This window comes from Flagellimonas sp. MMG031, from assembly GCF_040112705.1.
Classification (GTDB): Bacteria; Bacteroidota; Bacteroidia; order Flavobacteriales; family Flavobacteriaceae; genus Flagellimonas.
Window position 1 is genome coordinate 725,590 of record NZ_CP157804.1, and the last position, 26,949, is coordinate 752,538.

The window sequence follows — 26,949 nt, forward strand, 5'->3', positions numbered from 1 at the left end:
GCCTGTAACCCAATTACAGAAAACTAGAGAAATTGCTGCGTTGAGCGCTTATTGCGTAACAATATTACACAATATAGAAATAAATGTATATAATTAAGCAATTAAGACGAAAAAATAATATTAGTCAATCGCAATTGGGTGAGGAAATTGGCGTGAGTTTACGTACGATTCAGCTCTACGAAAGAAAGGATGCCAACATTCCCATAAAAAATTTGACCAAGATCGCCGAATATTTTGGTCTTACCATCGCCGAGCTCTACATGCACGAGGTGAACGATATGGGAGAGGCCTATACCAGGCGACAACCGTTTACCAAACATGGCAGTGTATTCTACCCCTTGGAGCATGGAAAGTATTTGGTAATGGCTCCTTTGGTGCTGGTGGAGTGGCATCAAAAGTATATCAAATCATTAAAGACGGACAAATTCACCAACCCATTCCAAGGAGGGTTCATTATTGATTTCTTGACCGAGGAACCCCATCGTATTTTTGAAGTCTCCGGCGACTCCATGAACGACTCCAGCGCTGCATCCATTCCCAACAAGTCGTATGTCCTTGGATTGGAAGTAAAAAAAGAGTCCTTGGCTCGCAACAAGGAGACCTTTTGGAACGAATCTTACATACTTGTTTGTGTGGACCGGATTATCTGTAAGCGACTTACAGGGTATAACAAGGACAAAAGGGCCTTGCTTTGCCATAACCTAAACACTTCGCCGGAATTTCAGGATTTTGAGTTGCCGTTGGACGATGTGTTGCAGGTGTTCAGGATTGTGAAAAAGCAGCTTTGACTTGATTGAGGTGGGTAAGTACCTCTTCGAGGCAATCGTCCAAGTTTTTCTTTACCTCCGTTTCCCAAAACCGAAACACCGTGTAGCCCTTTTCTTTTAAGGCTTGATTTACCTCTTGGTCACGCTGCATGTTCCGTTCGATTTTTGGAATCCAGAACTCCCGATTCGTTTTGATTTTCTCCCTGCGCTCCTCCCAATTATGGCCGTGCCAGTATTCCCCATCAATAAAAATGACCGTTTTATACTTTTTTAGGGCAATATCTGGCTTGCCGATAAGCTTTTTATAATCGATACGGTATCGATAGCCCGATTGCCACAATGCTTTCCTAAAGGCGAGTTCCGGCTTGGTATTTTTACCACGGATCTTTCCCATGATCTTGGAGCGCTGAGGGGTGGTGTAAAAACCTGATTCCTCATTAAATCGGGGTACTTTGATACGCTCTTTGGGATACTCTTTGGTCATTGTTTTGAAAAGTATGTAAAATTTAGCAAACCATACAGATTTAAAATATTAACATGTTGAAATTAATTACCTTTTGTAGGAATTTGAAATCATAAGAAAATCAATTTAAAATATGAGTGATTCATTAATTGTTGAAAGGCCAATTGGCAGCGCTAAAGAAGATTTATTCAACTTTAAGCATTATTCTAGGAAAGTTCAGGAAATAATTCAAAGATCAACATCAAATAGTGAACCACTAGTAATTGGTATTTATGGAAAGTGGGGGGATGGAAAAACTTCATTTTTAAACCTTGTAGAGAATAAGATTGATGTTTTTGAAAAGTTGAAGGGCGAAAAAGGTATAATGAAGTACCACTTCAATCCTTGGAGATATGACAATGAAAACGAAATTTTATTCGACTTTTTTGAAGGTCTTTCTCAAAAATTGAGGATAAATGATAATGAGGATTTACAGAGGGCGGCCAAGCTTATTAAAGGTTTTGGTAGATACTTGAAAGCAATTAAATTATCTGCGACCATTGGTGTTCCAAAAGCTTTTTCAGGGAAATTAACTTTTGACCCGTCGGAAATTTTTAAGGCTTTAGGTGGAGATTTGGAGCATAAGGCTACTTTGTCAATTGTAGATTTAAAAGGTTTTATTGATAAAGCATTAATTAAAGCAAATTATAAGATTGTAATTTTCATTGATGATATAGATAGGTTAGATAAGGAGGAGGTATATTCTTTGCTAAAGTTAATTAAGCTCAATGCTAATTTTAAAAACATAGTGTATTTGATAACAATGGATGATGAGCAAATATGCAAAGTTATCAAGGATAGACATGGAGATGATGCGGAAGACGGCAGGCTTTATCTCGAAAAAATAGTTCAAGTTCCAATAAGGCTTCCAAAAATTGAAGAAGAGGATTTGAGGGCCTATTTTGATAAGAACTTAAAAAATGTGGTATCAAATCTAGGATATTTAGAAGCAGGGACTTCAAAAAATGCGGAGATTGAAGAGATAAGAAAAGAGTATAATGCAAGCTATTTTAGAAATCCTAGAGAAATAATAAGGCTTTTTAATAGTTTTTTTATTGATGCATTTTCTATAGGCGAGGATGTGAATCTTAGGGATTTATTTTGGCTAAACTATTTAAAATTAAAAGATCCTAGCTGTTATGAGTTAATTAAAAATTATTATCAAAATCCAATAACAGGAGCACTAGAAAACAGAATTACATTTAATGATGCTCCCGCCTCCGGAGACGAGTTGAATGGATTTAGAAAAGAGTTAAATGATAATTTTAGGGCATCAATGCATATCATAAATATGCTATTTCCATTGAATAGACTGAAGCTTATGGTCAAAGTTAAATCTGAGGATGAACTGAACAGTGAATTAAGGATTAATCATTTCTATCATTTTGACAAGTATTTCTCTTATCATATTAAGGGTAAGATATCGGAAGGGGTAGTTCGTAAATTTATCAATTTAGTGAAAGACAAAAATTTTGATGAAGCGGATCTTATATATTCTGAACTATTTAACAAGTATAATTTATCGAAGATTAAATATAGAATCTTGGCTATGATTGCCAATAGTAAAGAGTTTGGGATAAGAAACAACCTTTTTCTATACTTATTTGGCAAAATGGATATGTTTCCAGTTACTGATCGTGATGTTTTTGGCAAAAACGACCGCTTAGAGATTATTGAATCAATTGGCAGGTTGCTAAGCGATGATATTCCTGAAAAAGTTAAAGAGTTATCCTTGTCCTTGGGGGAAAAATTGAACTTTCGTGAATTATGTTATTTTACTAGACAATTCAGAAACCAAGATTTTAAGAAAGAACTTGAGTTAATGATAGTTGATAAAGTGTTCGATTCAGACCAACATCCTTTTTTTAAAAATCCATTTCAAAATGAAAATAGAATGATAATGGCATTGTTGTTTGAACACAGGAATAAGGAGTATATGGAATATCTAGAGATGCACATGAATTCAGCAGAGAGCACTGGAAGTTATATCCGAATATTCCCCACGATATGGAATAATGAAAATATTTCCTCCTTAGAGGAAAGGGATTTTGAGTACATGAGCAAGATTTCTGATATCGACTTTATTTATAGGAAGGTTGAACAGTATTACCCTAGTTTAATTCAAGAAGAAATCCGAATAGAAGAATTTAGCAGATATGACCAAACGGAGGTTGAGGATAATGTTAGGCAATTTATTTACTACTACAGAAAGAAAGAAAAATAAAAAACCCAAACTCCTTTTGGAATTTGGGTCCTCTATAATAAAATATGATACGATTTATCCTTTCAACGTAGCGGATAAGTATTCGCGGTTCATGCGGGCAATGTTCTCCAAAGAAATACCTTTGGGGCACTCCACCTCACAAGCACCGGTATTGGTACAGTTTCCGAATCCTTCCAAATCCATTTGGCGCACCATGTTCTGAACACGCTCCGCAGCTTCTACCTGTCCCTGTGGCAATAGGGCAAACTGCGATACTTTAGCTGAGGTAAACAGCATGGCACTCGCATTTTTACAAGCGGCCACGCAGGCCCCACAACCAATACAAGTGGCGGCATTAAAGGAATCATCGGCAAGCTCCTTTTCAATAGGAATGGCGTTGGCATCCACTGGTCGTCCCGAAGTGTTTACGGAAATATAACCACCAGCCTGTTGGATGCGGTCGAAAGCACTACGATCAGTAATCAAATCCTTGATTACAGGAAACGCTTTGGCCCTCCAAGGTTCAATTACGATTTCGTCCCCATCATTAAAACTACGCATGTGCAGTTGACAGGCCGTAATCAATGAATCTGGACCGTGCGGACGTCCGTTGATCATCAACGAACATGTACCACAGATACCTTCGCGGCAATCGTGGTCGAATTCCACAGGCTCTTCACCCTTGGCGATCAAATCCTCGTTTAAAATATCCAACATCTCCAAAAAGGACATGTCCTTTTCTACCCCATCAAGGGTGTAGTCGACCATCGCTCCTTTGGAGTTCGCATCTTTTTGACGCCATATTTTTAAATATAATTTCATAGCAATTTTATTTATATGAACGTGTCTTTACTTTGATATTCTCGTATTCCAAATCTTCTTTGTGCAATTTGGCATCTTTGGGCTCGCCTGCGTACTCCCAAGCGGCCACGTATTTAAAGTTTTCGTCATCACGAAGGGCCTCGCCTTCTTCTGTTTGATACTCTTCACGGAAATGTCCTCCACAGGATTCATTTCTATGCAATGCATCCTTGGCAAACAACTCGCCCAGTTCCAAGAAATCGGCCACACGACCTGCTTTTTCCAATTCTTGGTTCTTGGAATCCGGTGTTCCGGGAACTTTTACGTTTTCCCAGAAATCCTTGCGCAATGCGGCGATTTCTTCAATGGCTTCCTTGAGCTCTTTTTCATTTCGGGACATTCCACATTTGTTCCACATGATTTTACCTAATTTCTTGTGGTAATAATCCACCGTGTGGATACCGCTACCCGACATCAATTTTTTGATGCGCTCACGAACATCGTTTTCGGCGGCATCAAATTCAGGAGAGTCGGTAGGAATGGGCCCAGTTCTAATATCGTTGGACAAATAATCCCCGATGGTGTATGGAAGCACAAAATATCCATCGGCCAGACCCTGCATCAAGGCCGATGCCCCCAAACGGTTGGCGCCGTGGTCGCTAAAGTTGGCCTCTCCTGCGGCATAACACCCAGGAATGGTGGTTTGCAGGTTGTAATCCACCCAAAGACCTCCCATGGTGTAGTGCACCGCTGGATAGATCTTCATGGGGGTTTTGTATGGGTTTTCGTCCACAATCTTTTCGTACATCTGGAAGAGGTTACCATATTTCGCCTCGACTATTTTTTCACCGAGCTCGCGAATGGTTTTGTCGTCTGCATCCTTCATTCCAGAGGTCATTGCTTTTTCCCTTCCATAACGCATTATGGCCGAATCAAAATCGAGGTATACGGCCTCGCCAGTTTTGTTCACGCCGAATCCAGCATCGCATCGTTCCTTGGCAGCTCTTGAGGCAACGTCCCGTGGCACCAAGTTACCGAAGGCAGGATAACGTCTTTCCAAATAGTAATCCCTATCCTCTTCCGCCAATTCAGTAGGCTTCAAACGACCCTCGCGAATGGCTTGGGCATCTTCCAATTTTTTGGGCACCCAAATACGTCCATCGTTTCGCAGTGATTCGGACATCAAGGTCAATTTGGATTGATGGTCTCCCGAAACCGGAATACAGGTCGGGTGGATTTGTGTGTAACATGGGTTGGCGAAGAAAGCACCTTTTTTGTGTGTTCTCCAGGCTGCCATCACGTTGGCACCCATACAATAGGTGGAAAGGTAAAACAAGTTTCCATATCCTCCGGAAGCGATGACAACGGCATGCGCAGAATGTCTTTCGATTTCACCGGTCACCAAGTTTCTGGCAATAATACCCCGGGCCTTACCATCGACCAAAACCAAGTCCAACATCTCATGACGCGTGTACGATTTGATTTTGCCTCGTTGGATTTGACGGTTCATGGCGGCGTATGCGCCCAGCAACAACTGTTGACCGGTTTGCCCTTTGGCGTAGAAGGTCCTGGAAACCAAAACCCCTCCAAAGGAGCGGTTGTCCAATAACCCTCCATACTCCCTTGCAAAAGGGACTCCTTGGGCAACACATTGGTCAATAATATTGGTGGATACTTCCGCTAATCGGTACACGTTGGCCTCTCGGGAACGGTAGTCACCTCCTTTGATGGTGTCGTAGAAAAGACGGTAAACACTGTCGCCATCCCCTTGATAGTTCTTGGCCGCGTTCACGCCTCCTTGGGCTGCAATGGAGTGCGCCCTTCTGGGAGAATCTTGATAACAGAAAGTTTTTACATTGTAGCCCAGCTCTGCCAAAGTGGCTGCAGCGGAGCCCCCGGCCAATCCAGTACCAACGACAATAATATCAATGTTCCGCTTGTTGGCGGGGTTGACTAGGTCAATTTCATTTTTATGCTTGGTCCATTTGTCCGCTAAGGGTCCAGATGGAACTTTGGAATTCAATATGCCCATACTTAATGTGTTATTGGGTTAAGGTGGTGGTAAACGGCGATGAATGCAAAGGCCAAGGGTACCACGACCGCGAATATTTTAGCAAATTTTTTAAATCCAGCAGTGTACTTGTTGTTTACACCCATGGATTGGAAAGAGGAGGCAAAGCCATGCCATAAATGAAGAGCCAGCAGCACAAAGGATACCGCATAAAGCACGGTTCTCCAAACAGGAGCGAACTTTTCAACGGTTTCGGCGTAGTAACGCGTTGGGTCCTGTGGGTTGGCCTCGATGTACTTGTAGGCCATCTCGTGCACCCAAAAATCGTAGAAGTGCAACGCCAAAAAGGCCAATACCACCAAACCTGAGTAAATCATGTTACGGGAAGCCCATGGTGCATTGGCAGCGCCATTGTACTTTACATAGCCCACATCCCTAGCTTTTCTGTTCTGGATTTCCAACACAAAGCCCATTACAAAGTGGATGATTACACCAGCAATCAAAATGGGTTGAAGTACAAATTGCACCAATGGATTGTAGCCCATAAAATGGGACCAGGAGTTAAAGGTTTCCGGATCAATGACCGAAGTAATGTTGATAGTAAGATGTTGCGTGAGAAAAACAACCAAAAAAAGACCCGATAGCGCCATTACGTACTTTCGGGCCAACGAAGATTTTATCAAACTCATTAGAAGTCAGTTTTTACACAAATTTACGGCACGAAGGAGTTTTTAACAAGCTTTCAACATCGTAAAGCAGGTTATTTAGATTCATTTTAAGCTAATGCGATTTAAACCCTCGTTATCGCCATCCCGGAAATTTGACCGATATTACCAATGAATCCAAAATCAAACAAAAAAACATGGATGTTGCCATTTTATCCGTAAGCCTTAACGTGTATTCCACGGCTAGGATTGCTGAGGAATTTGAGCGGGCCGGGCATTATGTGGAGCATGTGGACCATACCAAATGTTCGGTGCAGTTGGGCGGGGACCGACCCGAGATTTATATGGGAACGGAGAACATCACCGACGAGTTTGATGCCATTGTACCACGAATCGGCACTACGGTAACTCGGCACGGATCGGCCATCGTAAAGCAATTTGAGCTGAACCATGTGTTCACCACCGCCAAATCATTGGGCATCACCCGAGCCCGGAACAAAGTCGCTACCCTACAGATGATGTCCCAAAAAGGCATTCCTGTCCCCAAAACAGTGTTTTCCATCAATCCCTACAATGTAGAGGATCAAATTGAGCTTTTGGGCGGAGCGCCGGTCATTATAAAACTGCAAGAGGGCACCCAAGGCAAAGGTGTGATTCTGGCGGAAAGCAAAAAGTCGGCAAAATCGGTAATCGATACCCTCTACAACATGAACACGAGTATTTTACTCCAAGAATATATTGCCGAGGCCAATGGGGAAGACCTTCGGATTATTGTAGTGGGCAAAAAAATTGTCGCCAGCATGAAACGTACCAGCGGCTTGGACGACTTTAGGTCCAATGTGCACCGAGGAGCCGCAGTGGAAGCCGTACAACTAACACCACGCGAAAAGTTCATAGCCATTAATGCAACCAAACACCTGGGATTGGGCGTAGCAGGTGTGGATTTGATCCGATCAAAAAATGGCCCTTTATTGATTGAGGTGAACGCGTCTCCGGGTCTTCAAGGGATAGAGGCCGCCACGGGTATCAACGTGGCCAAGCACATTGTGCGTTATGTGGAAAAGCACGGAAGAAACAGCCGCAAATAATTTTAGGTTCAGGCCGACATGTTCATTTTTTCACTGACCTTGGCCAAGCTCCATTGTACGGCATCTTCCAAATCGGAAAACTGCCTGATTTTGTTTCTGAAGAACATCTTTTCCAAAATAACACTGGCCAAACCACTTTTATTATAGGCCACAATGGAGTAGAACTCTAGATGATGTCGGTTTTTGTAGAACTTGAGCCAGTCCGTGGGCACCACGGAATAATCGTTGATTCGGTTGCTGATGTAAGCTACAGGTTTATCCTTTCCTAAAATTTCGTAGGCCACACTGATTATTTTTTCGGCTTTGTCCCAATCGAAAGTGGCTCCTTCGCTCATTTCGGAGATGACCAATCCATCAAAAAAGTAAAAGACACCGAATTCGTACTCCCGGACCTCCTTTATTTTTTTAAAAATTGCCAAATCCCTTACCTTTTGCATAATTGTTTACGTCTAAAACATCTATAATGATGAATCAAAGGTACATGGGGCTAAAGGTATTTTTGGGCACCGATTGACCGATGCACCTTCCGAATTGACGTATGGGCCTTTTCAATTGACGGATGCTATTTTAGGAGAAATGAAATACGTAAAATTCCTACACATCTGGTTGGAATCCCGTATTATTTCTCCATGTTTTTGAGCTGAATCCCCAAGGCTTTAGTGGAAAGTTGTACTTCTAGAAGGGAAAGGATCAAAGAAATCATCAAAAAAACCAGACTGATGCCAAAAATTACATTGGCCCAGACCCGCATTTCCACATAGATCAAGAACATCGTAACGGCGGCCAACAAAAAACTCACGATGGCAGTGGCCTGCATGTTCTTGATGATGCCCAATCGCGTCCGCAATTGGTTGATTTGTTGTTTTAGAGGTGGCGCCGAAGTTTCCTCAAACTGCTTGTGCAACTGGCGGATCAATGCAGCAATGGCCAAGTAACGTGCGTTGTAAGCCAACATGGTCAACGAAATGGCAGGAAAAAGCAGTGCGGGAATACTAAGGTTGAGCTCCATTTTTTCAATTTGATTGGGAAGGTAAGGATTTGTCTTCGGTAACGCAATTACCTACATTTGAGCAAATCAAATCACAACTATGAAATACACTCAGATAGACAGCAACCTTTTTATAAAGAACCGTAAAAAATTCGTGGCACAAATGCGGCCAAAGAGCATTGCGGTCTTCAATTCCAACGATATTTATCCCATTGGTGCGGATAGTACCTTGCCTTTTGAGCAGGACCGGGACCTTTTTTATCTGAGCGGTGCTGATCAAGAGGAAACGATTTTGCTTCTCTTTCCCGATGCCATGGATGCCAAGCACAGGGAAATTCTGTTTGTGCGGGAAACCAACGACCATATCGCCGTTTGGGAAGGAGCAAAACTCACCAAGGAAAAAGCAACGGAGGTTTCAGGTATTGAAACAGTGTATTGGCTTACCGAATTTGACAAGATATTTTTTGATTTGATGACGGAGGCGGATACCATCTACTTCAACACCAATGAACATTACCGCCAAGCAGTGGAAACCCAGACTAGGGAAGACCGCTTCATCGAAAAAGTAAAAAAGGAATACCCTGCCCACCAATGGGCCAAAAGCAATCCCATTTTACAGAACATTCGCGGGGTAAAGGAACCAGAGGAAATCGAATTGATGCAGAGGGCCTGCGACATTACCGAAAAAGGGTTTAGAAGGGTGTTGGAATTTGTGAAGCCTGGCGTATGGGAACACGAAATTGAGGCCGAATATCTGCACGAATTTATTCGGAACCGCTCCAAAGGGTTTGCCTACAGTCCCATCATTGCATCGGGCAACAATGCTAACGTGCTCCACTATTTGGAAAATAACAAACAGGTGAAGGACGGCGATATGATCTTGATGGACCTTGCTGCGGAATACGCCAACTACTCCAGCGATATGACCCGTACCATTCCTGTGAACGGAAGATTCACGGCCAGACAGAAGGAAGTGTATAGCGCAGTCCTTCGTGTAAAGGATGAAGCCACTAAAATGTTGGTGCCCGGAACGCTATGGGCCGAATATCACAAGGAGGTCGGAAAACTCATGACCTCCGAACTGATAGGACTTGGATTGTTGGACAAGGCCGATGTGCAAAATGAAAATCCAGACTGGCCTGCCTACAAAAAGTACTTCATGCACGGTACCAGTCACCATATCGGGTTGAATACCCACGATTACGGGGAGTTGAAAAAACCGATGAAAGCCAATATGGTGTTCACGGTGGAGCCCGGTATTTACATTCCTGCCGAGGGAATGGGAATCCGTTTGGAAGATGATGTGGTTATCCAAGAAAAGGGAGAGCCCTTTAATTTGATGCGAAACATCCCCATAGAAATCGAGGAAATCGAGGAATTGATGAACAAATAGTCAGATTCTGATTTTAGAATTTAGAGAGACAAAAGAAGTATGCGAGCGAGCCTAGTGTGGTTGATGCAACAATCGACCATCGAAAAAAAGATGGAAGAAGCCCCGGATAGTGCCTATGAAATCGGGGTGGTTATTGGGAGTTACCTTCCCTTTGTGGTGCTGGCTGGCATTGCGTATGCCATTTATTACTACAATAAAAAGAAGCGAGACTCGGAGTAAGTTAGTCAGTTTGGTTCATCACCAAAAAGAAATGTTCCATCAAATGGCTTAATGTAACGGATTATGACGGATCAGCTTAAACTATACCGAACCGCCTTTGCGCTTGCCCTTTTTACCATTTTTTACAATGTGGCGGAAGGGATTATCTCCACCTATCTTGGGCTTGAGGATGAAAGTCTTGCGCTTTTTGGTTTTGGTACGGATAGTTTTATCGAGGTCATTTCAGGTTTGGGCATTGCCCACATGATTCTGCGGATCCAACGAAACCCCGATAGCAACCGTGATAATTTTGAACGAACCGCCCTTCGAATCACTGGCGTAGCATTTTATTTGTTGGTCGTTGGATTGGTGGTATCCAGTGTTTACAATATTTGGACAGGCCACAAACCCTTGACCACTTTTTGGGGTGTTGTCATTTCAACCATTTCCATACTGGTGATGTGGATTTTGGTCTGGTGGAAGCGAAAGGTGGGGCGCCAACTCAATTCAGCTCCTATTTTGGCCGATGCCAACTGTACCTTGGTTTGTGTGTACATGTCGATTATTTTATTGGTCAGCAGCGGTATCTATGAACTTTTTAAGATTCCATATATAGATAGTATAGGTACCTTGGGCTTGGCCTATTTTGCTTTTTCCGAAGGAAAGGAATGCTTTGAAAAGGCAAGGAGCAACAAACATTGTGCTTGCGATTAAACCTTAAAAATCAAGTATTGAATAAAAAAGAACATTGGGAAACAGTTTATGGTACCAAAACGCCGGAGGAGGTCAGTTGGACACAAGAAGTGCCGCAAATTTCGTTGGAACTCATCCATTCCCTGTCCCTGAAAAAGAATTCAAAAATCATAGACGTGGGCGGAGGCAACAGCAAGTTGGTCGATTTTCTGCTCGATGAAGGTTTTGAAGACATCACTGTACTTGATATTTCAGGTAAGGCCTTGGAACGGGCCAAAAAACGATTAGGCGAACACGCCAATAAAGTAACATGGATAGAGACCGATATCATCTCATTCCAACCAAAAGAGAACTACGATTTGTGGCATGACCGTGCTGCTTTTCATTTTTTGACAGAGCCAGAGCAGATTCAATCCTATGTAGATTTAGTGAACGAATGGGTTAAGGGACATGTGATTATCGGTACCTTTTCTGAAAATGGCCCTGAAAAATGCAGTGGTCTTTCCATTAAGCAATACAGTCCTGAACAAATGGAAGCTACTTTCCAAAAGTTTGAAAAAATGGGTTGTCAAACAGAAAACCATCAAACGCCATTTGGTACTACGCAGCATTTTCTCTTCTGCAGATTTAAAAGAAGGGTGTAATTATTCCTGGACTATTGGTTTGTTTCCAAAAATCAAGTTTGCCACTACAAAAGCTACCAGGGCGGGCAAAACCCATCCCATTTGATGTTCGCTTAGCGGAATCCAATCGACAAAGGGAGCTATTTGTTCTCCCCATCCCAAACTTCCTAGAAAGTCGGGAACACTAAAAATGGCCGTGACCAGAACAACACTTCGAAACACCCTGGTCGAACTCCAGGCCGAAGGAGCGGCGTTCAACAAAATCAACACAATGGTGATGGGATAGATGAACATTAGCGAGGGAACCGCCACCAAAATTATGTACCCCACATTAAACTGACCAATGAGCACCCCAAGCACACAGCCCAAGAAGGCCGTAATGCGGTAAGCCCAAATGGAATCGTTAAAACGACCTTTTATAAAATCCGAGGTACCCGTTACAATACCAACGGCGGTGGTAAAGCAGGCCAAACTCACCAAAATACTCAGGAAAAGATTGGCGGTGCTTCCCAAGGTTGCCGTACTAATGCCCCTTAAAAGGCTAGTTCTAGAGATTTCGGCATCAAACGTATTTCCAAAAACGGCTCCCGTCAGAATAAGTCCGCCGTAAACCAAAAACAGCCCGATGCCCGCCCAAAGTCCCGCTCTGCCAATGAGTCTTCGCTTTTCCTCGAACGATGCGGTTTTTTCCTTCAGGTTGATGGAAATGATGATTACAGCGCCTACCACTACGGCCCCAATGGCGTCAAAGGTTTGATAGCCTTCTAATATGCCCGAACTAAATGGACGGTCCATCGTGGACGGGACCAGTTCAAAATCAAAACCAAAGACGGCAGTGGCTATCATCAGCACCAAAATAATGAGGATTCCCGGCGTCAATAATTTGCCCAAGGCATCCAGCATTTTACTGCGATTGATGGCAAACACGAACACCAACAGAAAATATATCAGGCTCGTGAGCCAAGAGGGAGCATCCCAAAAGGGCTGAATGGCCATTTCGTGTGTTACCGAAGCGGTTCTGGGTGATGGCAATGCAATGGCGATGGCATAAATAAGGTAGCAGTAGATGATACTGAAACGGGGCGATACCTTTTTGCCAAAATCGAACAAGGTGCCCTGCAGTTTGGCGTGCGCTACAATGCCCAAAATAGGAATGAGTACTCCCGAAATGCAAAACCCCAAGGTGACCAGCCACCATAAATTGCCCGACTTAAACCCCAAAAGTGGAGGTAAAACAAGGTTGCCCGCGCCAAAAAAGAGGGAAAAAAGGGCAAAAGCCGTAATCGTTAACGATTTTTTATTGATGGGTTGTTGATAATTTGTTTTCAATAAGGTATCTTACAAAAGTGTTTTTGAGCGGAAAAAGACAGCTTTTCAACGATTTTATGGTATTTCATCGAAAAAAATGTTTTATCGAGATAAAGGTGAAATAAAAAGTTATCAACATCCGTTCCTATAAAAATAAACGTATTAAACTCATATTTCTATAACATAAAACTACGAACCAAATTAAGCATTTTTCGAAGCCCCATTTCGCAATCCAGTGCTTTTCTCCAAACAACACCAGCTTATGAAAACAACTACTATGCAACATGGCAACAAATTCACCTCCTTCTTCTGCAGTTTGTTCGGCCATCATTACGTGGTTTCCAAAAAGGTGACCCAACACATTAAGGAGTACAAATGCATCCACTGCCAAAAAGAGGTCACTACCGATGTAAGTGGCAAACTCTCTGCACTGACACCTCAAATGCAAGAGATCAACAGTACTTTGGAAGATATGTACAGAAAACGCAAAAACAGGGTGGTGCACCAAGTGGCATAGCCCTTTTTTGATTTAGGAAAAGGCCCAAATCTTATCCCGAAAACTTAAGTTATTACCTGCTGCTAATGGTTGCGTGCCCCAATGCCATGATGTAGGGAAGTCTTGATTTTCGGGATTTTTTTATTTGTTGAACGAGTTCCAGCCCTGTGCGGTAATTGGAATCTTGGTATTGGCCCTGCTCACCAAATGGATGCCTTCGCTCTTTTCGGTCATGTGGCCGATAACCGTTAAATTGGGGTTGCCCTTGATTTTTGGGAAATCTGCCTGGTCGATGGTAAACAACAACTCGTAATCCTCTCCGCCGCTCAAGGCAATCATGGTGCTATCCATCTTAAACTCTTCCGAAGCGGAAATTACCGTAGGATCTAACGGGATTTTATCCTCAAAAACATTACAGCCTGTATCGCTATGCTTGCACAAATGGATGACTTCCGAAGAAAGGCCATCGCTGATATCGATCATGGAGGTAGGTTTTACTTGCAGTTTTTTGAGCAGTTCCACAATATCTTTTCTGGCTTCTGGCTTTAATTGCCGTTCCACAATGTAGGAATACGGCTCAAGGTCGGGTTGGCTGTTGGGGTTGACCTTAAAAACTTCCTTCTCCCGCTCCAAAACCTGAAGTCCGAGGTAGGCACCGCCAATATCCCCGGTCACCACCAACAAATCGTTGGGCTTTGCCCCTTTTCGGTAAACAATGTCATTCTCGTCTGCCGCGCCAATGGCCGTAACACTAATGATCATTCCCCGTGTGGAGGAAGTGGTATCTCCCCCTACCAAATCCACATGGTACAGTTTGCACGCCAAGGCAACGCCTTCATAAAACTCTTCAAGTGCTTCCAAAGGAAATCTGTTGGAGATTGCCAAAGAAACCGTGACTTGGGTGGCCATGGCATTCATGGCATACACGTCCGACAGGTTCACCATCACCGACTTATAGCCCAGATGCTTTAGGGGCATATAGCTCAAATCAAAATGGACTCCTTCCACCAGCATGTCGGTGGTAACAATGGTTTTTTTGCCGTTATAATCCATTACGGCGGCATCGTCGCCCACCCCGATAATGGAGGAAGGCTGTTGGAGTTCAAAGTTTTTGGTAAGATGTTCTATCAGGCCAAATTCGCCCAATTCTTCCAATGAAGTTCGTTCTTGATTCTTGTCTTCTAGCATTTTGCAAAAATAATGAGGATTATCGTAAATTTAGGTTTAGGGTCGAACATTAATTTTTTTGGCGTAACTAGGTCAAAATCACGAAAAAGCCTTGTGGAATCGCCATGTATGGGCATAGGGTATGGATCTATGCGAATTTCCATAGGAAACGCCTATCGAATCATACGTTATAATAATGTTAGTTGCTATGGTAAAACCCTTCTTAAACAGTATATTTGTAGGCTATTTAGATTAAATACAAGTAAGATGATTAAGGTTTCGGAATCGGCCAAGCATAAAGTAGTGTCACTCATGACCGAGGAAGGTTTTGATGCGACCACCGATTTTGTGCGTGTTGGCGTAAAGAGCGGAGGGTGCAGTGGATTGTCTTATGAATTGAAATTTGACAAATCCGCAGCGGATACAGATAAGGTTTTTGAAGATAATGAGGTCAGAATCATTGTGGACAAAAAGAGTTTTCTGTATTTGGTAGGCACCACATTGGAATATTCCGGAGGTTTGAACGGTAAAGGTTTTGTGTTCAACAATCCCAATGCCCAAAGAACCTGCGGATGTGGAGAAAGTTTTTCACTATAAACATTGACTAAAGGCCTGTAATTGGATAACTTAAAGATATATGGCTTATACAGAGGAAGAATTAAAGAAAGAACTGGAAACCAAGGAATACGAGTATGGTTTCTACACAGATATTGAATCGGATACGTTGCCCAAAGGGCTGAACGAGGACATCGTGATTGCCATTTCCAAAAAGAAGGAGGAACCCGATTGGATGACGGAGTGGCGATTGGAAGCCTTTCGTGCATGGCAGGAAATGGAGGAGCCCGAATGGGCCAATGTGAAATACAAGAAACCTGATTTTCAGGATATTTCATACTATTCCGCCCCGAATAAAAAGCCGAAGTACAACAGCTTGGACGAAGTAGACCCTGAATTGCTGGAGACCTTCAAGAAGTTGGGCATTTCCGTGGATGAACAAAAGAAACTGGCTGGGGTTGCCGTGGATATAGTGATGGATTCCGTTTCCGTGGCCACCACCTTTAAAAAGACCTTGGCCGAGAAAGGGATCATTTTCTGCTCAATTTCCGAGGCCATCCAAGAGCATCCGGAATTGGTAAAGAAGTATCTAGGTACTGTGGTGCCCAAAAAGGATAATTTTTATGCGGCCCTGAACTCTGCGGTATTCTCCGATGGGTCCTTCTGCTATATTCCTAAAGGGGTTAGATGTCCGATGGAGCTTTCCACGTATTTCCGTATCAATCAAGCGGGAACAGGACAGTTCGAACGAACTTTGGTGGTTGCCGAAGAAGGCAGTTATGTGAGTTATCTCGAAGGTTGTACAGCGCCCATGCGTGACGAAAACCAATTGCACGCTGCAGTGGTTGAGCTCATTGCGCTGGACAATGCAGAAATCAAATATTCCACGGTGCAAAACTGGTACCCCGGTAACAACGAAGGTAAAGGGGGCGTTTTCAACTTTGTGACCAAACGTGGACTTTGCGAAAAGAACGCCAAGATTTCTTGGACACAGGTTGAGACCGGTTCAGCCGTAACCTGGAAATATCCATCCTGCATTTTGAAAGGGGACAACTCCATTGGGGAGTTCTATTCCATTGCGGTAACCAATAATTTTCAACAGGCCGATACAGGAACCAAGATGGTTCACTTGGGAAAAAATACCAAGAGTACCATTATCTCCAAAGGAATTTCCGCAGGCCAGTCGCAAAACAGCTATCGAGGATTGGTACAGGTGAACAGCCGTGCCGAAAACGCCAGGAACTTCTCCCAGTGTGATTCCCTTTTGATGGGCAATCGCTGCGGAGCGCACACCTTCCCCTATATTGAAGCCAAAAACAAAACGGCACAGATAGAGCATGAGGCCACGACCAGTAAAATTGGTGAGGACCAAATTTTCTATTGCAACCAAAGGGGAATCGATACCGAAAAGGCCATTGCTTTGATCGTAAACGGATTTAGTAAAGAAGTGCTCAACAAACTTCCCATGGAATTTGCCGTGGAAGCCCAAAAACTATTGGAAATCAGTTTGGAAGGCTCCGTTGGGTAGCTTCTACTACGCTCAACCACCCAAAACCCGATTTGGTGATTGAGCGAAGTCGAAATCACAAATTTTAAGATAGAACATAATTTTTGAAGAAGAGAAATCATGCTAGAAATAAAAAATTTACACGCAAGCGTAGAGGACAAGGAAATCCTTAAGGGAATCGACCTGAAAGTAAATGCGGGAGAGGTGCATGCCATTATGGGCCCCAACGGCTCTGGGAAAAGCACCTTGGCCGAAGTAATTGCAGGTCAAGAAGAGTTTGAGGTGGGTGAAGGAACCATTCTCTTGGAAGGAGAAGATTTGGGAGAACTTTCACCAGAGGAAAGAGCGCACAAAGGAGTGTTCCTTTCCTTCCAATATCCAGTAGAAATCCCAGGTGTGTCGGTGACCAACTTCATGAAGACCGCTATCAACGAATCCAGAAAAGCACAAGGCTTGGAAGATATGCCGGCCAACGAAATGCTGAAAAAGATTCGTGAAAAGTCCGAAATGTTGGAAATTGATAGGAAGTTCCTTTCCCGTTCCTTGAACGAAGGCTTCTCTGGAGGTGAAAAGAAGCGTAACGAGATTTTCCAAATGGCGATGATGGAGCCTAAATTGGCCATTTTGGACGAAACTGATTCCGGACTTGATATTGATGCCCTTCGCATCGTGGCGAACGGGGTGAACAAATTGCGCAGTAAGGATAACGCCATTATCGTAATTACCCACTACCAACGTTTGTTGGAATACATCGTGCCAGATTTTGTACATGTATTGCATAATGGAAAAATAGTGAAATCCGGAACCAAGGAATTGGCGTTGGAGTTGGAAGAGAAAGGTTACGATTGGTTGAAAGAGGATGCTGTAATTTAGGAGTTTCAAGTTTAATGTTGTCCCGATCCAATGGCTACGGTAAAAAGGTTCGAAGATTTAGAGATTTGGCAGGAAGCCAGAAAGCTATCCAAGGACATCATCCGTATTGCAAATGAAACCGATTTGAAGAATCATTTTCGACTAAGAGACCAGATAAAGGCATCTTCGGGTTCCGTAATGGACAATATCGCCGAGGGGTTTGAAAGGGACGGTAACTTGGAGTTTAGACAATTTCTTTCAATTGCAAAAGGATCTGCGGGAGAATCAAGATCACAATTGTACCGGGTTTTTGATAATGATTATATCACCATTGATGAACTGCAAAAGCTGACTTCTGAGTATGAAGTCCTTAGCCGGAAAATTGCAAACTTCATCAACTATTTAAATAAAAAGGATTTTAAAGGAGTAAAGTTTAAGGAGAATCAGCTAGAAACCTAAAACTTGAAACCCTTAACCTGAAACATTAAAAAAAATGGATTTAAAGGAAAAATTAGTCTCCTCTTTTTTTGCTTTTGAGGACGGAATGGATTTAGATCATCCAGTTCACGAAGAGCGGTCCCATGCCATCAAAAATTTTGAGACCAAAGGCTTTCCCACCAAAAAGGAGGAAGCTTGGAAATACACCTCGTTGAAAGGATTGCAGAAAGTGGATTTCAGCATCTTTCCAAAACACGAGACCTCGTTGGAGTACAAGGATGTCAAAAAATATTTCCTGCACGAGATTGACACCTATAAAATCGTATTTGTGGATGGGGTGTACAGCTCTTACCTATCAGAAACAACGCATGACGGGGTGGATGTCTGTTTGATGAGTTCGGCATTCAGCAAGCCGATGTATCAACCCATCATTGAAGTATATTTCAATAAAGCGGCCTCCAAGGATGAGTCATTGACCTCCTTGAACACTGCCTTTTGTAAGGAAGGGGCATACATTTATATCCCCAAGAACAAAATGCCCAAAAAGCCCATCCAAATTCTACATTTGGCTACGGGCAAAGAGCCAGCCTTGATGTTGCAGCCGCGTAATTTGATCGTGGCAGAGGACAACGCTGAGGTTCAGATTATTGAAAGGCACCAAAGTTTAACGGGAAATGAGGTGTTCACCAACTCCGTGACCGAAATTTTTGCTGGAAAGGACGCCATCATCGATTATTACAAGGTACAGAATGATGAGCCCACCGCTTCATTGGTGGACAACACCTATATTTCGCAAAAGGACAGTAGCGTAGTGCGGGTGCATACCTTCTCTTTGGGAGGTAAATTGATCCGCAACAACCTGAACTTTTATCAGAATGGCGAGCGCATCGATTCAACCTTGAAAGGGGTCACCATTTTGGGCGACAAACAGCATGTGGACCATCACACCTTGGTGCACCATGCACAGCCTAATTGTGAGAGCCACCAAGATTACAAAGGAATTTTCGGGGACAGTTCTACGGGGGTGTTCAATGGAAAGATCATTGTGGACAAAATCGCCCAAAAAACGGATGCATTTCAGCAGAACAACAATATTTTGTTGAGCGATAAGTCGACCATCAACTCCAAACCGCAATTGGAGATTTTTGCGGACGATGTAAAATGTTCGCACGGATGTACCATTGGCCAGTTGGATGAAGAAGCATTGTTTTACCTACGGTCAAGGGGAATACCCAAAAAAGAGGCCAAGGCCCTATTGATGTACGCTTTTGCCAACAACGTATTGGAAAGTGTACGAATTCCCGAACTAAAGGCGCGAATCAATAAGATTATCGCCAATAAATTGGGAGTGCGTATGGGATTTGACCTGTAAGCTCAATTTTTAGCCTCAACCTTACAATGATAGAGACAACTCTGGACATACTCGCCATTAGAAAGGATTTTCCCATCCTTCACAGGAAGGTGAACGGACAGCCCTTGGTGTATTTGGACAACGCGGCCACCTCGCAGACACCACAACAGGTAATCGATGTGATCGTGGACTACTATCAAGGGTACAACGCCAATATTCACCGTGGGGTGCACACCTTATCGCAAGAAGCCACGGACGCCTACGAAGCTGCCCGTCAAAAAATCCAGAAGCATTTCAATATTGCAAAAGCGCACGAGGTCATTTATACTTCCGGGACTACCGATGCCATTAACTTAGTGGCCAACGGATTCACCGCTTTTTTACAAAAAGGAGATGAGGTATTGGTTTCCGCCATGGAGCACCATTCCAACATTGTCCCTTGGCAGATGCTATGCGAACGCACGGGTGCCATTTTGAAAGTGATACCCATGAACACGAACGGTGAACTCGTCATGGAGGAATACCACAAGCTATTGTCAGAAAAGACCAAGTTGGTGTTCTGCAACCACGTTTCCAATGCGTTGGGCACCATCAATCCCATAAAGGAAATTATTGATGCCGCCCACAAGGCAGGAGCCGCGGTTTTGATTGACGGAGCGCAGGCCGCACCGCACATCAAAGCTGATATGCAAGCCTTGGATGTGGATTTTTACACGGTATCTGCCCACAAAATGTGTGGCCCTACCGGTGTAGGAATGTTATATGGAAAAGAAGAGTGGCTCAAAAAATTGCCCCCCTACCAAGGAGGTGGCGAGATGATCGCTGAGGTAACCTTTGAAAAGACCACCTATGCCGACCTGCCCCATAAATTTGAAGCCGGAACACCCAACATTTGCGGTGGAATCGCTTTTGGGGCCGCTTTGGACTATATGAACCATATCGGTTTTGAGGCCATCGCCCAATATGAGCATGAATTATTGCAGTATGCAACGGAACAATTGCTCACTATTGAAGGTCTGAAGATTTATGGCACCGCGACCAACAAAACTTCGGTCATCTCTTTTAATATAAAAGGGATTCACCCGTATGATATCGGTACCATTGTGGACAAACTGGGCATCGCAGTCCGAACTGGACATCACTGCGCGCAACCCATCATGGACTTTTACAAGATTCCCGGAACGGTAAGGGCCAGTTTTAGTTTTTACAATACCAAGGAAGAAGTGGACCGCTTAGTGGAAGGGGTGAAACGCGCCAAAAATATGTTGCAATAACATTTTGTGCAATTGAGAATTCATAGATTCAAAAAACCGTCAGTTCGAGTTTTTTTGAAAAAAAAGTATCGAGAACAAGGTTTTTACTCTGAAAATTCTGATTCTCGATACAATTTTTCAGGATTCTGTCCTGAAAAATCACTCGAATTGACGAATTGTTGATAAATGTATCAAGAGTGTTATCGTTGGAAGTTATCTTTCTCTTAAAGACTTGATAAGCATCGACCTGAGTTGTACTTTTGAACAAAATAATCGCATGGGCATAAAAGAAATACAGGAAGAGATAGTAGACGAGTTTTCCATGTTCGACGACTGGATGCAGCGGTACGAATACATGATAGAGCTTGGAAAGTCACTTCCGTTAATAGAAGAAAAATATAAAACCGACGACAACATCATTAAAGGATGTCAGAGCAAGGTGTGGGTACATGCCGAACTGGAAGGCGACAAATTGGTGTTTACGGCGGATAGCGATGCCATCATCACCAAGGGCATCATTGCCATACTGATCCGGGCTTTCAGTCATCAAAAACCACAGGACATTATCGATGCCAATGTGGATTTTATTGATGAAATCGGACTAAAGGAACATTTGTCCCCGACACGCGCCAACGGATTGGTGAGTATGATCAAGCAGCTCAAATTGTACGCAGTAGCTTATCAAACACAGTTAAAATAACACGGAATGAGCGAAGAAACTACCATAGATACACAGGAACTGGGCGAAAAAATCGTAAAGGTGCTCAAGACCATTTACGATCCTGAAATCCCAGTGGACATTTATGAACTTGGTCTGATTTACGATGTGTTCGTGAATGAAGATTATGAAGTAAAGATTTTGATGACGCTTACCTCGCCCAACTGTCCCGTGGCCGAAACCTTGCCCGTGGAAGTGGAGGAAAAAGTTAAATCCATCGATGTCTTGAAAGACGTTGAAGTGGAAATCACTTTCGATCCACCTTGGACGCAGGAATTGATGAGCGAAGAGGCCAAACTCGAACTCGGATTATTGTAAACTGTCAAGAAATAATTCCAAAATCATAAATCATAATGTCAGAGGAATTAACGGTTAGGGAAATTGATAGAATTATTGAAATGGCCTGGGAAGACAGGACTCCTTTTGAAGCCATCGAATTTCAGTTTGGCCTAAAGGAGAACGATGTGCGCGAGGTGATGCGTACCCATTTGAAGCGTTCTTCTTTTGAACTGTGGCGCAAACGTGTAAAAGGCAGAAAAACAAAGCACCAAAAAACCTCACCGGCCAATAGATTCCGATCGCAGAATCAAAAATTATAATGGATTCCTGCCTGCGCGGGAATGACAGTATGGAAGATGAAATTATAAACAGAGTAGCCCAAAGCAAGTTGATCACCTTCAACCTCGAGGATTACTATCCCAAAGGGGAGCGTAAGGTGTTGGACATTGCAGATTGGCTCTATGAAGGCTTTATTTTGCGTGAAAAGGAGTTTCGTGCCCACGTGGAGGCGCATGATTGGACAGCCTATCAAGATGCTTACGTAGCCTTACAATGTTCCTCGGACGCCATAGTGCCCGGTTGGGCATTTATGCTTGTAGCTTCCAAATTGCAACCTTATGCCAAAAAAGTGATACAAGGCACTTTACCAGATTTGGAAACCGCACTTTACCAACCCATTTTGGAGCAATTGGACGTTACGGAATTTACCGATAAACCTGTTATTATTAAAGGGTGTTCCCATAAACCCGTTCCCGAGAATGCCTACCTCATGGCCGTTGCCCGCATCCAAGAAGTGGCCAAAAGTGTAATGTACGGTGAAGCTTGTTCCTCAGTGCCGCTTTTTAAACGAAAGAAGTAGGTTTCAGTGGTCCAGTAAGCAGTGGACAGTAGTTCGGTACGCAGTTGAGAGGGATGTTTGACTGTCATTTCGAACTGTCTTCCTGAGCTTGTCGAAGGGCGAGCGGAGCAAGCGTGAAAGATTTTTTGTTTGAGTCCGAAGTCCGAAGTCAGTGGTTAGGATGTCATTTCGAAACGAAGTGAGAAATCTTTTGTGGGTCGGAAGCCGGAAGTCCGAAGTCGTGAGTTGCATGTTTCGTGTTGCGAGTTAGGAACCAAGAACCAGGAAACAAGACCCAGGAGAGAAAAGACCATATAAAATAGACTTGGTTTGATGGGCAGACGTTCAGTGGATGGTTGACACTAATTTCACGAATTAACACCAATAGGGTTCTTTGTCATTTCGAACGAATGTGAGAAATCTGTCGGAAGGCAGTAGGCAGTGGGCAGTGGTCACTGAGCGGCGGTCATTGAGCGGAGTCGAAATGAGTCGAAGCGACAGTAAGGAGGACTGAAATAGGGAAGTAGTTGGCAGTGCTGGGTGGTAAGTTGGCAGTATACATTTGACACTAATTTCACAAATTAGCACGAATAGGCTTCTTTGCTATTTGAAATGAAATTTTTGACCTTAAACCTTGAATTTGACATTTAAATTTGAACTTGAGTTTTCCCATTGGATTTCTCAATCGATGCTTCGCATCTAATGTCGAAATGACTTATTGCGGTCATGCTGAACTGGTTTCAGCATCCCAAACAAAATGGATTCCGTGTCGTGCACGAAAAGACAACTTATCTAGAGGGATGAGATTCCGAAACCTGCCTTTGCCGCAGGCAGGCAAGTTCGGAATGACGCCCCGGCAACCGTTCGTAATGAGAGTTTGGGTCGCTGAGCGCTGGCCATTGAGCGGTGGCCATTGAGCGAAGTCGAAATGAGTCGAAATGAGCCGAAGCGACCTACTTACCACCTAAAAAAAAGATTCCGTATCTCCTGCCAGTTGGCAGGAGTACGGAAAGATGCTGTAGTATCAAGAAGGATGAGATTCCGTGACCAGCACGGAATAAAAAACCACCGGAAACCTGGAGGCCGCCGGTGGTTCTGCTTGCCCTGTATGGGACTGGGACAAGATGGTATTTAGGTGGTTGTTATGGACAGTTTACAGCCCCAGCATGGTTAATGGTCCAACCATTACCCCCATTTTGGATGGAGTTGCTTAAGTTACTTATTGCAAATCCTACTGATACACTATTACAATACTGAAGTCCGTTGGCACCTAAAGTAATGCCATCTGGAATCTGGTCATCTGCCCTATTGCCCCAGCCTATCAAGGTGGCAGCATAATTCTCCGTGTTCATCCCACAATTATTGAGCATACCCGACATGTTGGTAACGCTACCGATGTCCCATGAGGCCAAACTTTGGTTAAAGGCCGCCGCATTGCGGAACATGTTTGCCATATTCGTTACATTGCTTGTATTCCAACCGCCAACAGTTTGAACCAAAGGTTGGTTAAAGGCAGATTCCCCTTGATCTACGTAGAACATGTTACTCATATTTGTTACACTACTGGTATCCCAATTACTGATATCTTTATTAAATGTATGAGCAGTATAGAACATACCTTGCATATTGGTTACAGCACTGGTGTCCCAATTTCCAATATCCTGATTAAAGGCCAAGGCATAGCTAAACATATTAGCCATATTGGTTACAGCACTGGTGTCCCAATTTCCAATATCCCCGTTAAATTTTACGGAGCCAGCAAACATCCCTTCCATGGAGTTGGTTTTTGACCAATCAGGCTCATCAGCGGCACTAAACCCTACTAAGTTTTCACATAAAGAAAATCCATAAAACATGGATTGCCATTGTTGGGTACCCCATTGTACTACATCGACCAGAGTATTTTGACTGTCCGTATCTGTCCATTCCATGCGCAGTGCAGGAAAAGTACCTTTTATGGCCACTAAATATTCCCCTTGAGCAGCATATTCATGTGTTGGGTTTTCATTGGTGGTATAGTTTTCTACGGTACCATCCCCCCAATCTATGGAGTAGTCATATTCAAAATCTTGATTTAGTCCAATGCCCAGTACTTGTTGGGCGGCTACATTAAACTTCATAATAAAAGAAGCAGGGTCCTCGAACAAGCTTTCAATCACATTGGTCACCGTTACGGTCACAGTAAACTCCACGGGGTCGTTGCTGCCGTCGCTAACGCTCAAGGTCAAGCTGTGCTTGGTGGTGGTCTCAAAGTCGAGGTTCTTGCCCTCGGCCAAAGAGATTTCACCGTTCTCCGCCACTTGGAAGAGCTCGCTTTCGTCGGTCACCAAGGCAAAGGTCAATTCGTCCCCGTCGCCGTCGTTGGCTTCCACGGTGCCGATCACATCGCCCACGGCCACATCCTCGGCCACTTCAAAGTTTTGATCCTCGGCTGTCGGGGCTTCGTTGGTGGTCTCACCGGCCTTGGTCACGGTAATGGTCACCGTAAACTCCACGGGCACGTTTACGCCATCCCCAACGTTAAGGGTCAACACGTGTTCTGTGGCGGTCCCATGGTCGAGGTTCTTGCCCTGGACCAAGCTGATTTCGCCATTATCGGCCACTTGGAAGAGTTCGCTCTCATCGGTTACTAGGGCAAATGTGAGTTCGTCGTCGTCCGCATCGGTGGCCGTTACAGTGCCTACCACGGTCTTATCCTCTGCCACTGTAAATTCTTGGTCTTCAACAGAAGGGGCCTCGTTGGTCGGCTCCTCGCCCGTGGCTTCCGTAACGTTCACGGTCACTGTGGCACTGGCGGTATCGGTGCCATCGGTCACGGCAACGGTTAGGGAGTGGCTCGTCTTGGTGGCAAAGCTCAGTTTTTTCCCGGTAGCTAGGCTCATTACGCCTGCCCCGGTGATCTCGAACAGGTTGTCGGAGTTGGTCTGTATGCTAAAGGTGAGGGCGTCACCATCGGCATCGGTGGCCTTAACGGTACCAATGATCTTGGTATCGGAGATGTTCTCCGCCACGGTAAAGGTAGCGGCATTAATTACAGGTACCGCGTTGGAAGGCGGTGGGGGCGCGTCGTCCTTTCCACAGGACCACAATACGGTAATGGCCAGGAGCGACCATAACAATTTTTTGTAATTCATAATTTATCAGTTTTTAAAAATAAGGAGCAAGATGCGGTATTTTGGGTTTACAAATGGGTGCGATCTGACGGATGCCCCTTCTGATCTGACGGATGCCCTGTTTGATCTGACGGATTTTTTTTGGGGGATGGATTTTGGGGGTTGGAAATGGGATTTTGGGAGTCGGGAGTGGTGAGTTACGAGTTATGGGTTTCGGGTTTCAGGTTAAGATGTCAGTTCGAGTGATTTTTGGCGGTTTTTGCAAAAAAGAGACAAAAAATGTATCGAGAACTTAGTTCAGTGAGGAGCCAAGAGCCAAGAATCAAGACTCTGGGGAGAAAAGACCATAGAAAATAGACTTGGTTTGATGGGCAGTGGGCAGTTGAAACTAATGTCACGAATTGGCACGAATAGGGTTCTTTGTCATTTCGAGATGTCACCCTGAGCGTTGGCCATTGAGCGTAGTCGAAATAACTCGAAGGGGCAGTCGAGAAATCTTTACTGGAGCCAAGAACCAAGAGCCAAGACCCAGGAGAGGAATGACCATAGAAAATAGACGGGAATAGATGAGGAGTTATAGGTTACGTGTTTCGGGTTGCACGATGTGATTCAAAGAGCAGTTGACGCTAATTTCACGAATTGGCACGAATAGGGTTCTTTGTCATTTCGAGCTGTCACCCTGAGCGTTGGTCATTGAGCGGAATCGAAATGAGTCGAAGGGGCAGTCGAGAAATCTTTTGTTTGAGTCCGAAGTCAGGTAGCAGTTGGTCTTGTAAGATGGTGTGTCAGTTCGAGTGTTTTTTGATGAGTTTTTGAAAAAAGGAGGCAAAAAATGTATCGAGAACTTAGTTCAGTGAGGAACCAAGAACCAAGAATCAAGATCCAAGAGAGAAAAGACCATAGAAAATAGACTTGGTTTGATGGGCAGTTGGAAGTCCGAAGTCGGAAGACAGGAGTTAAGATGTCATTTCGAAACGAAGTGAGAAATCTTTTGTGAGTCGGAAGTCAGTCAGCAGAGGGCAGTGGGCAGTGGTCGCTAAGCGGCGGTCATTGAGCGGAGTCGAAATGAGTCGAAGCGACAGTAAGGAGGACTGAAATAGGGAAGTAGTGGGCAGTGCTGGGTGGTAAGTTGGCAGTATACA

General features: G+C 43.9%; 27 protein-coding genes. 18 read left to right on the forward strand and 9 right to left on the reverse strand.

What is annotated here, in order from left to right:
- Positions 1–83 precede the first annotated feature (83 nt).
- Positions 84–788, forward strand: a complete 705-nt coding sequence (locus ABNE31_RS03205) for a helix-turn-helix domain-containing protein (protein ID WP_306012743.1) — start codon at positions 84–86, stop codon at positions 786–788.
- Here the strand turns inward: ABNE31_RS03205 and ABNE31_RS03210 are convergent.
- Positions 763–1,251, reverse strand: coding sequence for a very short patch repair endonuclease (locus ABNE31_RS03210; protein WP_349352350.1), 489 nt, complete (start codon positions 1,249–1,251; stop codon positions 763–765). The two genes, ABNE31_RS03205 and ABNE31_RS03210, sit on opposite strands and share 26 nt — an antisense overlap.
- Positions 1,252–1,363: 112 nt before the next feature.
- Between ABNE31_RS03210 and ABNE31_RS03215 the strand changes: the two genes are divergently transcribed.
- Positions 1,364–3,493 carry a P-loop NTPase fold protein gene (locus tag ABNE31_RS03215; RefSeq protein ID WP_349352351.1) on the forward strand — a complete coding sequence of 710 codons (2,130 nt, stop codon included), beginning with the start codon at positions 1,364–1,366 and terminating at the stop codon, positions 3,491–3,493.
- A 54-nt stretch (positions 3,494–3,547) separates the two neighbouring features.
- Here the strand turns inward: ABNE31_RS03215 and ABNE31_RS03220 are convergent, their stop codons facing one another.
- Genes ABNE31_RS03220 through ABNE31_RS03230 form a run of 3 tightly spaced genes read right to left on the reverse strand, consistent with a single transcriptional unit; the run spans position 3,548 to position 6,973 of the window.
- A complete protein-coding gene (locus ABNE31_RS03220; protein ID WP_349352352.1) occupies positions 3,548–4,294 on the reverse strand; it encodes a succinate dehydrogenase/fumarate reductase iron-sulfur subunit in 747 nt (248 codons plus the stop codon).
- A 7-nt stretch (positions 4,295–4,301) separates the two neighbouring features.
- Positions 4,302–6,305 (reverse strand): fumarate reductase/succinate dehydrogenase flavoprotein subunit, encoded by a 2,004-nt coding sequence (locus ABNE31_RS03225; protein WP_306012745.1) that lies wholly within the window; start codon positions 6,303–6,305, stop codon positions 4,302–4,304.
- 2 nt (positions 6,306–6,307) lie between these two features.
- Positions 6,308–6,973, reverse strand: a complete 666-nt coding sequence (locus tag ABNE31_RS03230; RefSeq protein ID WP_179383318.1) for a succinate dehydrogenase cytochrome b subunit — start codon at positions 6,971–6,973, stop codon at positions 6,308–6,310.
- Positions 6,974–7,146: 173 nt separating this feature from the next.
- Here ABNE31_RS03230 and ABNE31_RS03235 point away from each other — a divergent pair, with 173 nt between their 5' ends.
- Positions 7,147–8,037, forward strand: coding sequence for a RimK family alpha-L-glutamate ligase (locus ABNE31_RS03235; protein ID WP_306012746.1), 891 nt, complete (start codon positions 7,147–7,149; stop codon positions 8,035–8,037).
- An 8-nt stretch (positions 8,038–8,045) separates the two neighbouring features.
- Here the strand turns inward: ABNE31_RS03235 and ABNE31_RS03240 are convergent, their stop codons facing one another.
- Both ABNE31_RS03240 and ABNE31_RS03245 read right to left on the reverse strand, forming a co-directional pair.
- Positions 8,046–8,474 (reverse strand): hypothetical protein, encoded by a 429-nt coding sequence (locus tag ABNE31_RS03240; RefSeq protein WP_306031000.1) that lies wholly within the window; start codon positions 8,472–8,474, stop codon positions 8,046–8,048.
- A gap of 182 nt (positions 8,475–8,656) precedes the next feature.
- The gene (locus ABNE31_RS03245; protein WP_179383321.1) at positions 8,657–9,046 is read right to left on the reverse strand and encodes a DUF2721 domain-containing protein; all 390 of its coding nucleotides are present in this window, start codon (positions 9,044–9,046) and stop codon (positions 8,657–8,659) included.
- Between the two features lie 79 nt (positions 9,047–9,125).
- On the opposite strand from ABNE31_RS03245, the gene ABNE31_RS03250 reads away from it, so the two are divergent.
- From ABNE31_RS03250 to ABNE31_RS03265, 4 genes are all read left to right on the forward strand, one after another.
- The gene (locus ABNE31_RS03250) at positions 9,126–10,418 is read left to right on the forward strand and encodes an aminopeptidase P family protein (RefSeq protein WP_349352353.1); all 1,293 of its coding nucleotides are present in this window, start codon (positions 9,126–9,128) and stop codon (positions 10,416–10,418) included.
- A 39-nt stretch (positions 10,419–10,457) separates the two neighbouring features.
- Positions 10,458–10,637 (forward strand): hypothetical protein, encoded by a 180-nt coding sequence (locus tag ABNE31_RS03255; protein WP_349352354.1) that lies wholly within the window; start codon positions 10,458–10,460, stop codon positions 10,635–10,637.
- Between the two features lie 63 nt (positions 10,638–10,700).
- On the forward strand, positions 10,701–11,330 hold the full coding sequence (locus tag ABNE31_RS03260; RefSeq protein ID WP_349352355.1) for a cation transporter: 630 nt from the start codon (positions 10,701–10,703) through the stop codon (positions 11,328–11,330).
- Between the two features lie 17 nt (positions 11,331–11,347).
- On the forward strand, positions 11,348–11,953 hold the full coding sequence (locus ABNE31_RS03265) for a class I SAM-dependent methyltransferase (protein WP_349352356.1): 606 nt from the start codon (positions 11,348–11,350) through the stop codon (positions 11,951–11,953).
- Here ABNE31_RS03265 and brnQ read toward each other — a convergent pair whose 3' ends face one another.
- Entirely contained in the window at positions 11,954–13,261 is a 1,308-nt protein-coding gene (gene brnQ / locus ABNE31_RS03270; RefSeq protein WP_349352357.1) for a branched-chain amino acid transport system II carrier protein, read from the reverse strand.
- A 241-nt stretch (positions 13,262–13,502) separates the two neighbouring features.
- Between brnQ and ABNE31_RS03275 the strand changes: the two genes are divergently transcribed.
- A complete protein-coding gene (locus ABNE31_RS03275; RefSeq protein ID WP_179383327.1) occupies positions 13,503–13,757 on the forward strand; it encodes a hypothetical protein in 255 nt (84 codons plus the stop codon).
- Between the two features lie 120 nt (positions 13,758–13,877).
- On the opposite strand, the gene thiL is transcribed toward ABNE31_RS03275, so the two are convergent.
- The gene (thiL, locus tag ABNE31_RS03280) at positions 13,878–14,924 is read right to left on the reverse strand and encodes a thiamine-phosphate kinase (protein WP_349352358.1); all 1,047 of its coding nucleotides are present in this window, start codon (positions 14,922–14,924) and stop codon (positions 13,878–13,880) included.
- A gap of 246 nt (positions 14,925–15,170) precedes the next feature.
- Between thiL and ABNE31_RS03285 the strand changes: the two genes are divergently transcribed.
- From ABNE31_RS03285 to ABNE31_RS03330, 10 genes are all read left to right on the forward strand, one after another.
- Complete coding sequence (locus ABNE31_RS03285) at positions 15,171–15,500, forward strand: iron-sulfur cluster assembly accessory protein (protein ID WP_179383329.1); 330 nt, start codon at positions 15,171–15,173, stop codon at positions 15,498–15,500.
- A gap of 40 nt (positions 15,501–15,540) precedes the next feature.
- Positions 15,541–16,986, forward strand: coding sequence for a Fe-S cluster assembly protein SufB (gene sufB / locus ABNE31_RS03290; RefSeq protein WP_179383330.1), 1,446 nt, complete (start codon positions 15,541–15,543; stop codon positions 16,984–16,986).
- 99 nt (positions 16,987–17,085) lie between these two features.
- Positions 17,086–17,838 carry a Fe-S cluster assembly ATPase SufC gene (gene sufC / locus ABNE31_RS03295; protein ID WP_349352359.1) on the forward strand — a complete coding sequence of 251 codons (753 nt, stop codon included), beginning with the start codon at positions 17,086–17,088 and terminating at the stop codon, positions 17,836–17,838.
- A gap of 30 nt (positions 17,839–17,868) precedes the next feature.
- Positions 17,869–18,276, forward strand: coding sequence for a four helix bundle protein (locus tag ABNE31_RS03300; protein ID WP_349352360.1), 408 nt, complete (start codon positions 17,869–17,871; stop codon positions 18,274–18,276).
- 34 nt (positions 18,277–18,310) lie between these two features.
- The gene (gene sufD, locus ABNE31_RS03305; RefSeq protein ID WP_293281645.1) at positions 18,311–19,627 is read left to right on the forward strand and encodes a Fe-S cluster assembly protein SufD; all 1,317 of its coding nucleotides are present in this window, start codon (positions 18,311–18,313) and stop codon (positions 19,625–19,627) included.
- A gap of 26 nt (positions 19,628–19,653) precedes the next feature.
- Positions 19,654–20,880 (forward strand): cysteine desulfurase, encoded by a 1,227-nt coding sequence (locus ABNE31_RS03310; RefSeq protein WP_349352361.1) that lies wholly within the window; start codon positions 19,654–19,656, stop codon positions 20,878–20,880.
- 256 nt (positions 20,881–21,136) lie between these two features.
- On the forward strand, positions 21,137–21,559 hold the full coding sequence (locus ABNE31_RS03315; RefSeq protein ID WP_349352362.1) for a SufE family protein: 423 nt from the start codon (positions 21,137–21,139) through the stop codon (positions 21,557–21,559).
- A gap of 6 nt (positions 21,560–21,565) precedes the next feature.
- Positions 21,566–21,895 (forward strand): iron-sulfur cluster assembly protein, encoded by a 330-nt coding sequence (locus ABNE31_RS03320; RefSeq protein ID WP_179383335.1) that lies wholly within the window; start codon positions 21,566–21,568, stop codon positions 21,893–21,895.
- A gap of 35 nt (positions 21,896–21,930) precedes the next feature.
- Positions 21,931–22,176 carry a TIGR03643 family protein gene (locus ABNE31_RS03325; protein ID WP_179383336.1) on the forward strand — a complete coding sequence of 82 codons (246 nt, stop codon included), beginning with the start codon at positions 21,931–21,933 and terminating at the stop codon, positions 22,174–22,176.
- 29 nt (positions 22,177–22,205) lie between these two features.
- The gene (locus ABNE31_RS03330; RefSeq protein WP_349353022.1) at positions 22,206–22,715 is read left to right on the forward strand and encodes a DUF2480 family protein; all 510 of its coding nucleotides are present in this window, start codon (positions 22,206–22,208) and stop codon (positions 22,713–22,715) included.
- A 1,121-nt stretch (positions 22,716–23,836) separates the two neighbouring features.
- Here the strand turns inward: ABNE31_RS03330 and ABNE31_RS03335 are convergent.
- Positions 23,837–25,828, reverse strand: a complete 1,992-nt coding sequence (locus tag ABNE31_RS03335) for a BspA family leucine-rich repeat surface protein (RefSeq protein ID WP_349352363.1) — start codon at positions 25,826–25,828, stop codon at positions 23,837–23,839.
- Between the last annotated feature and the right edge of the window lie 1,121 nt (positions 25,829–26,949).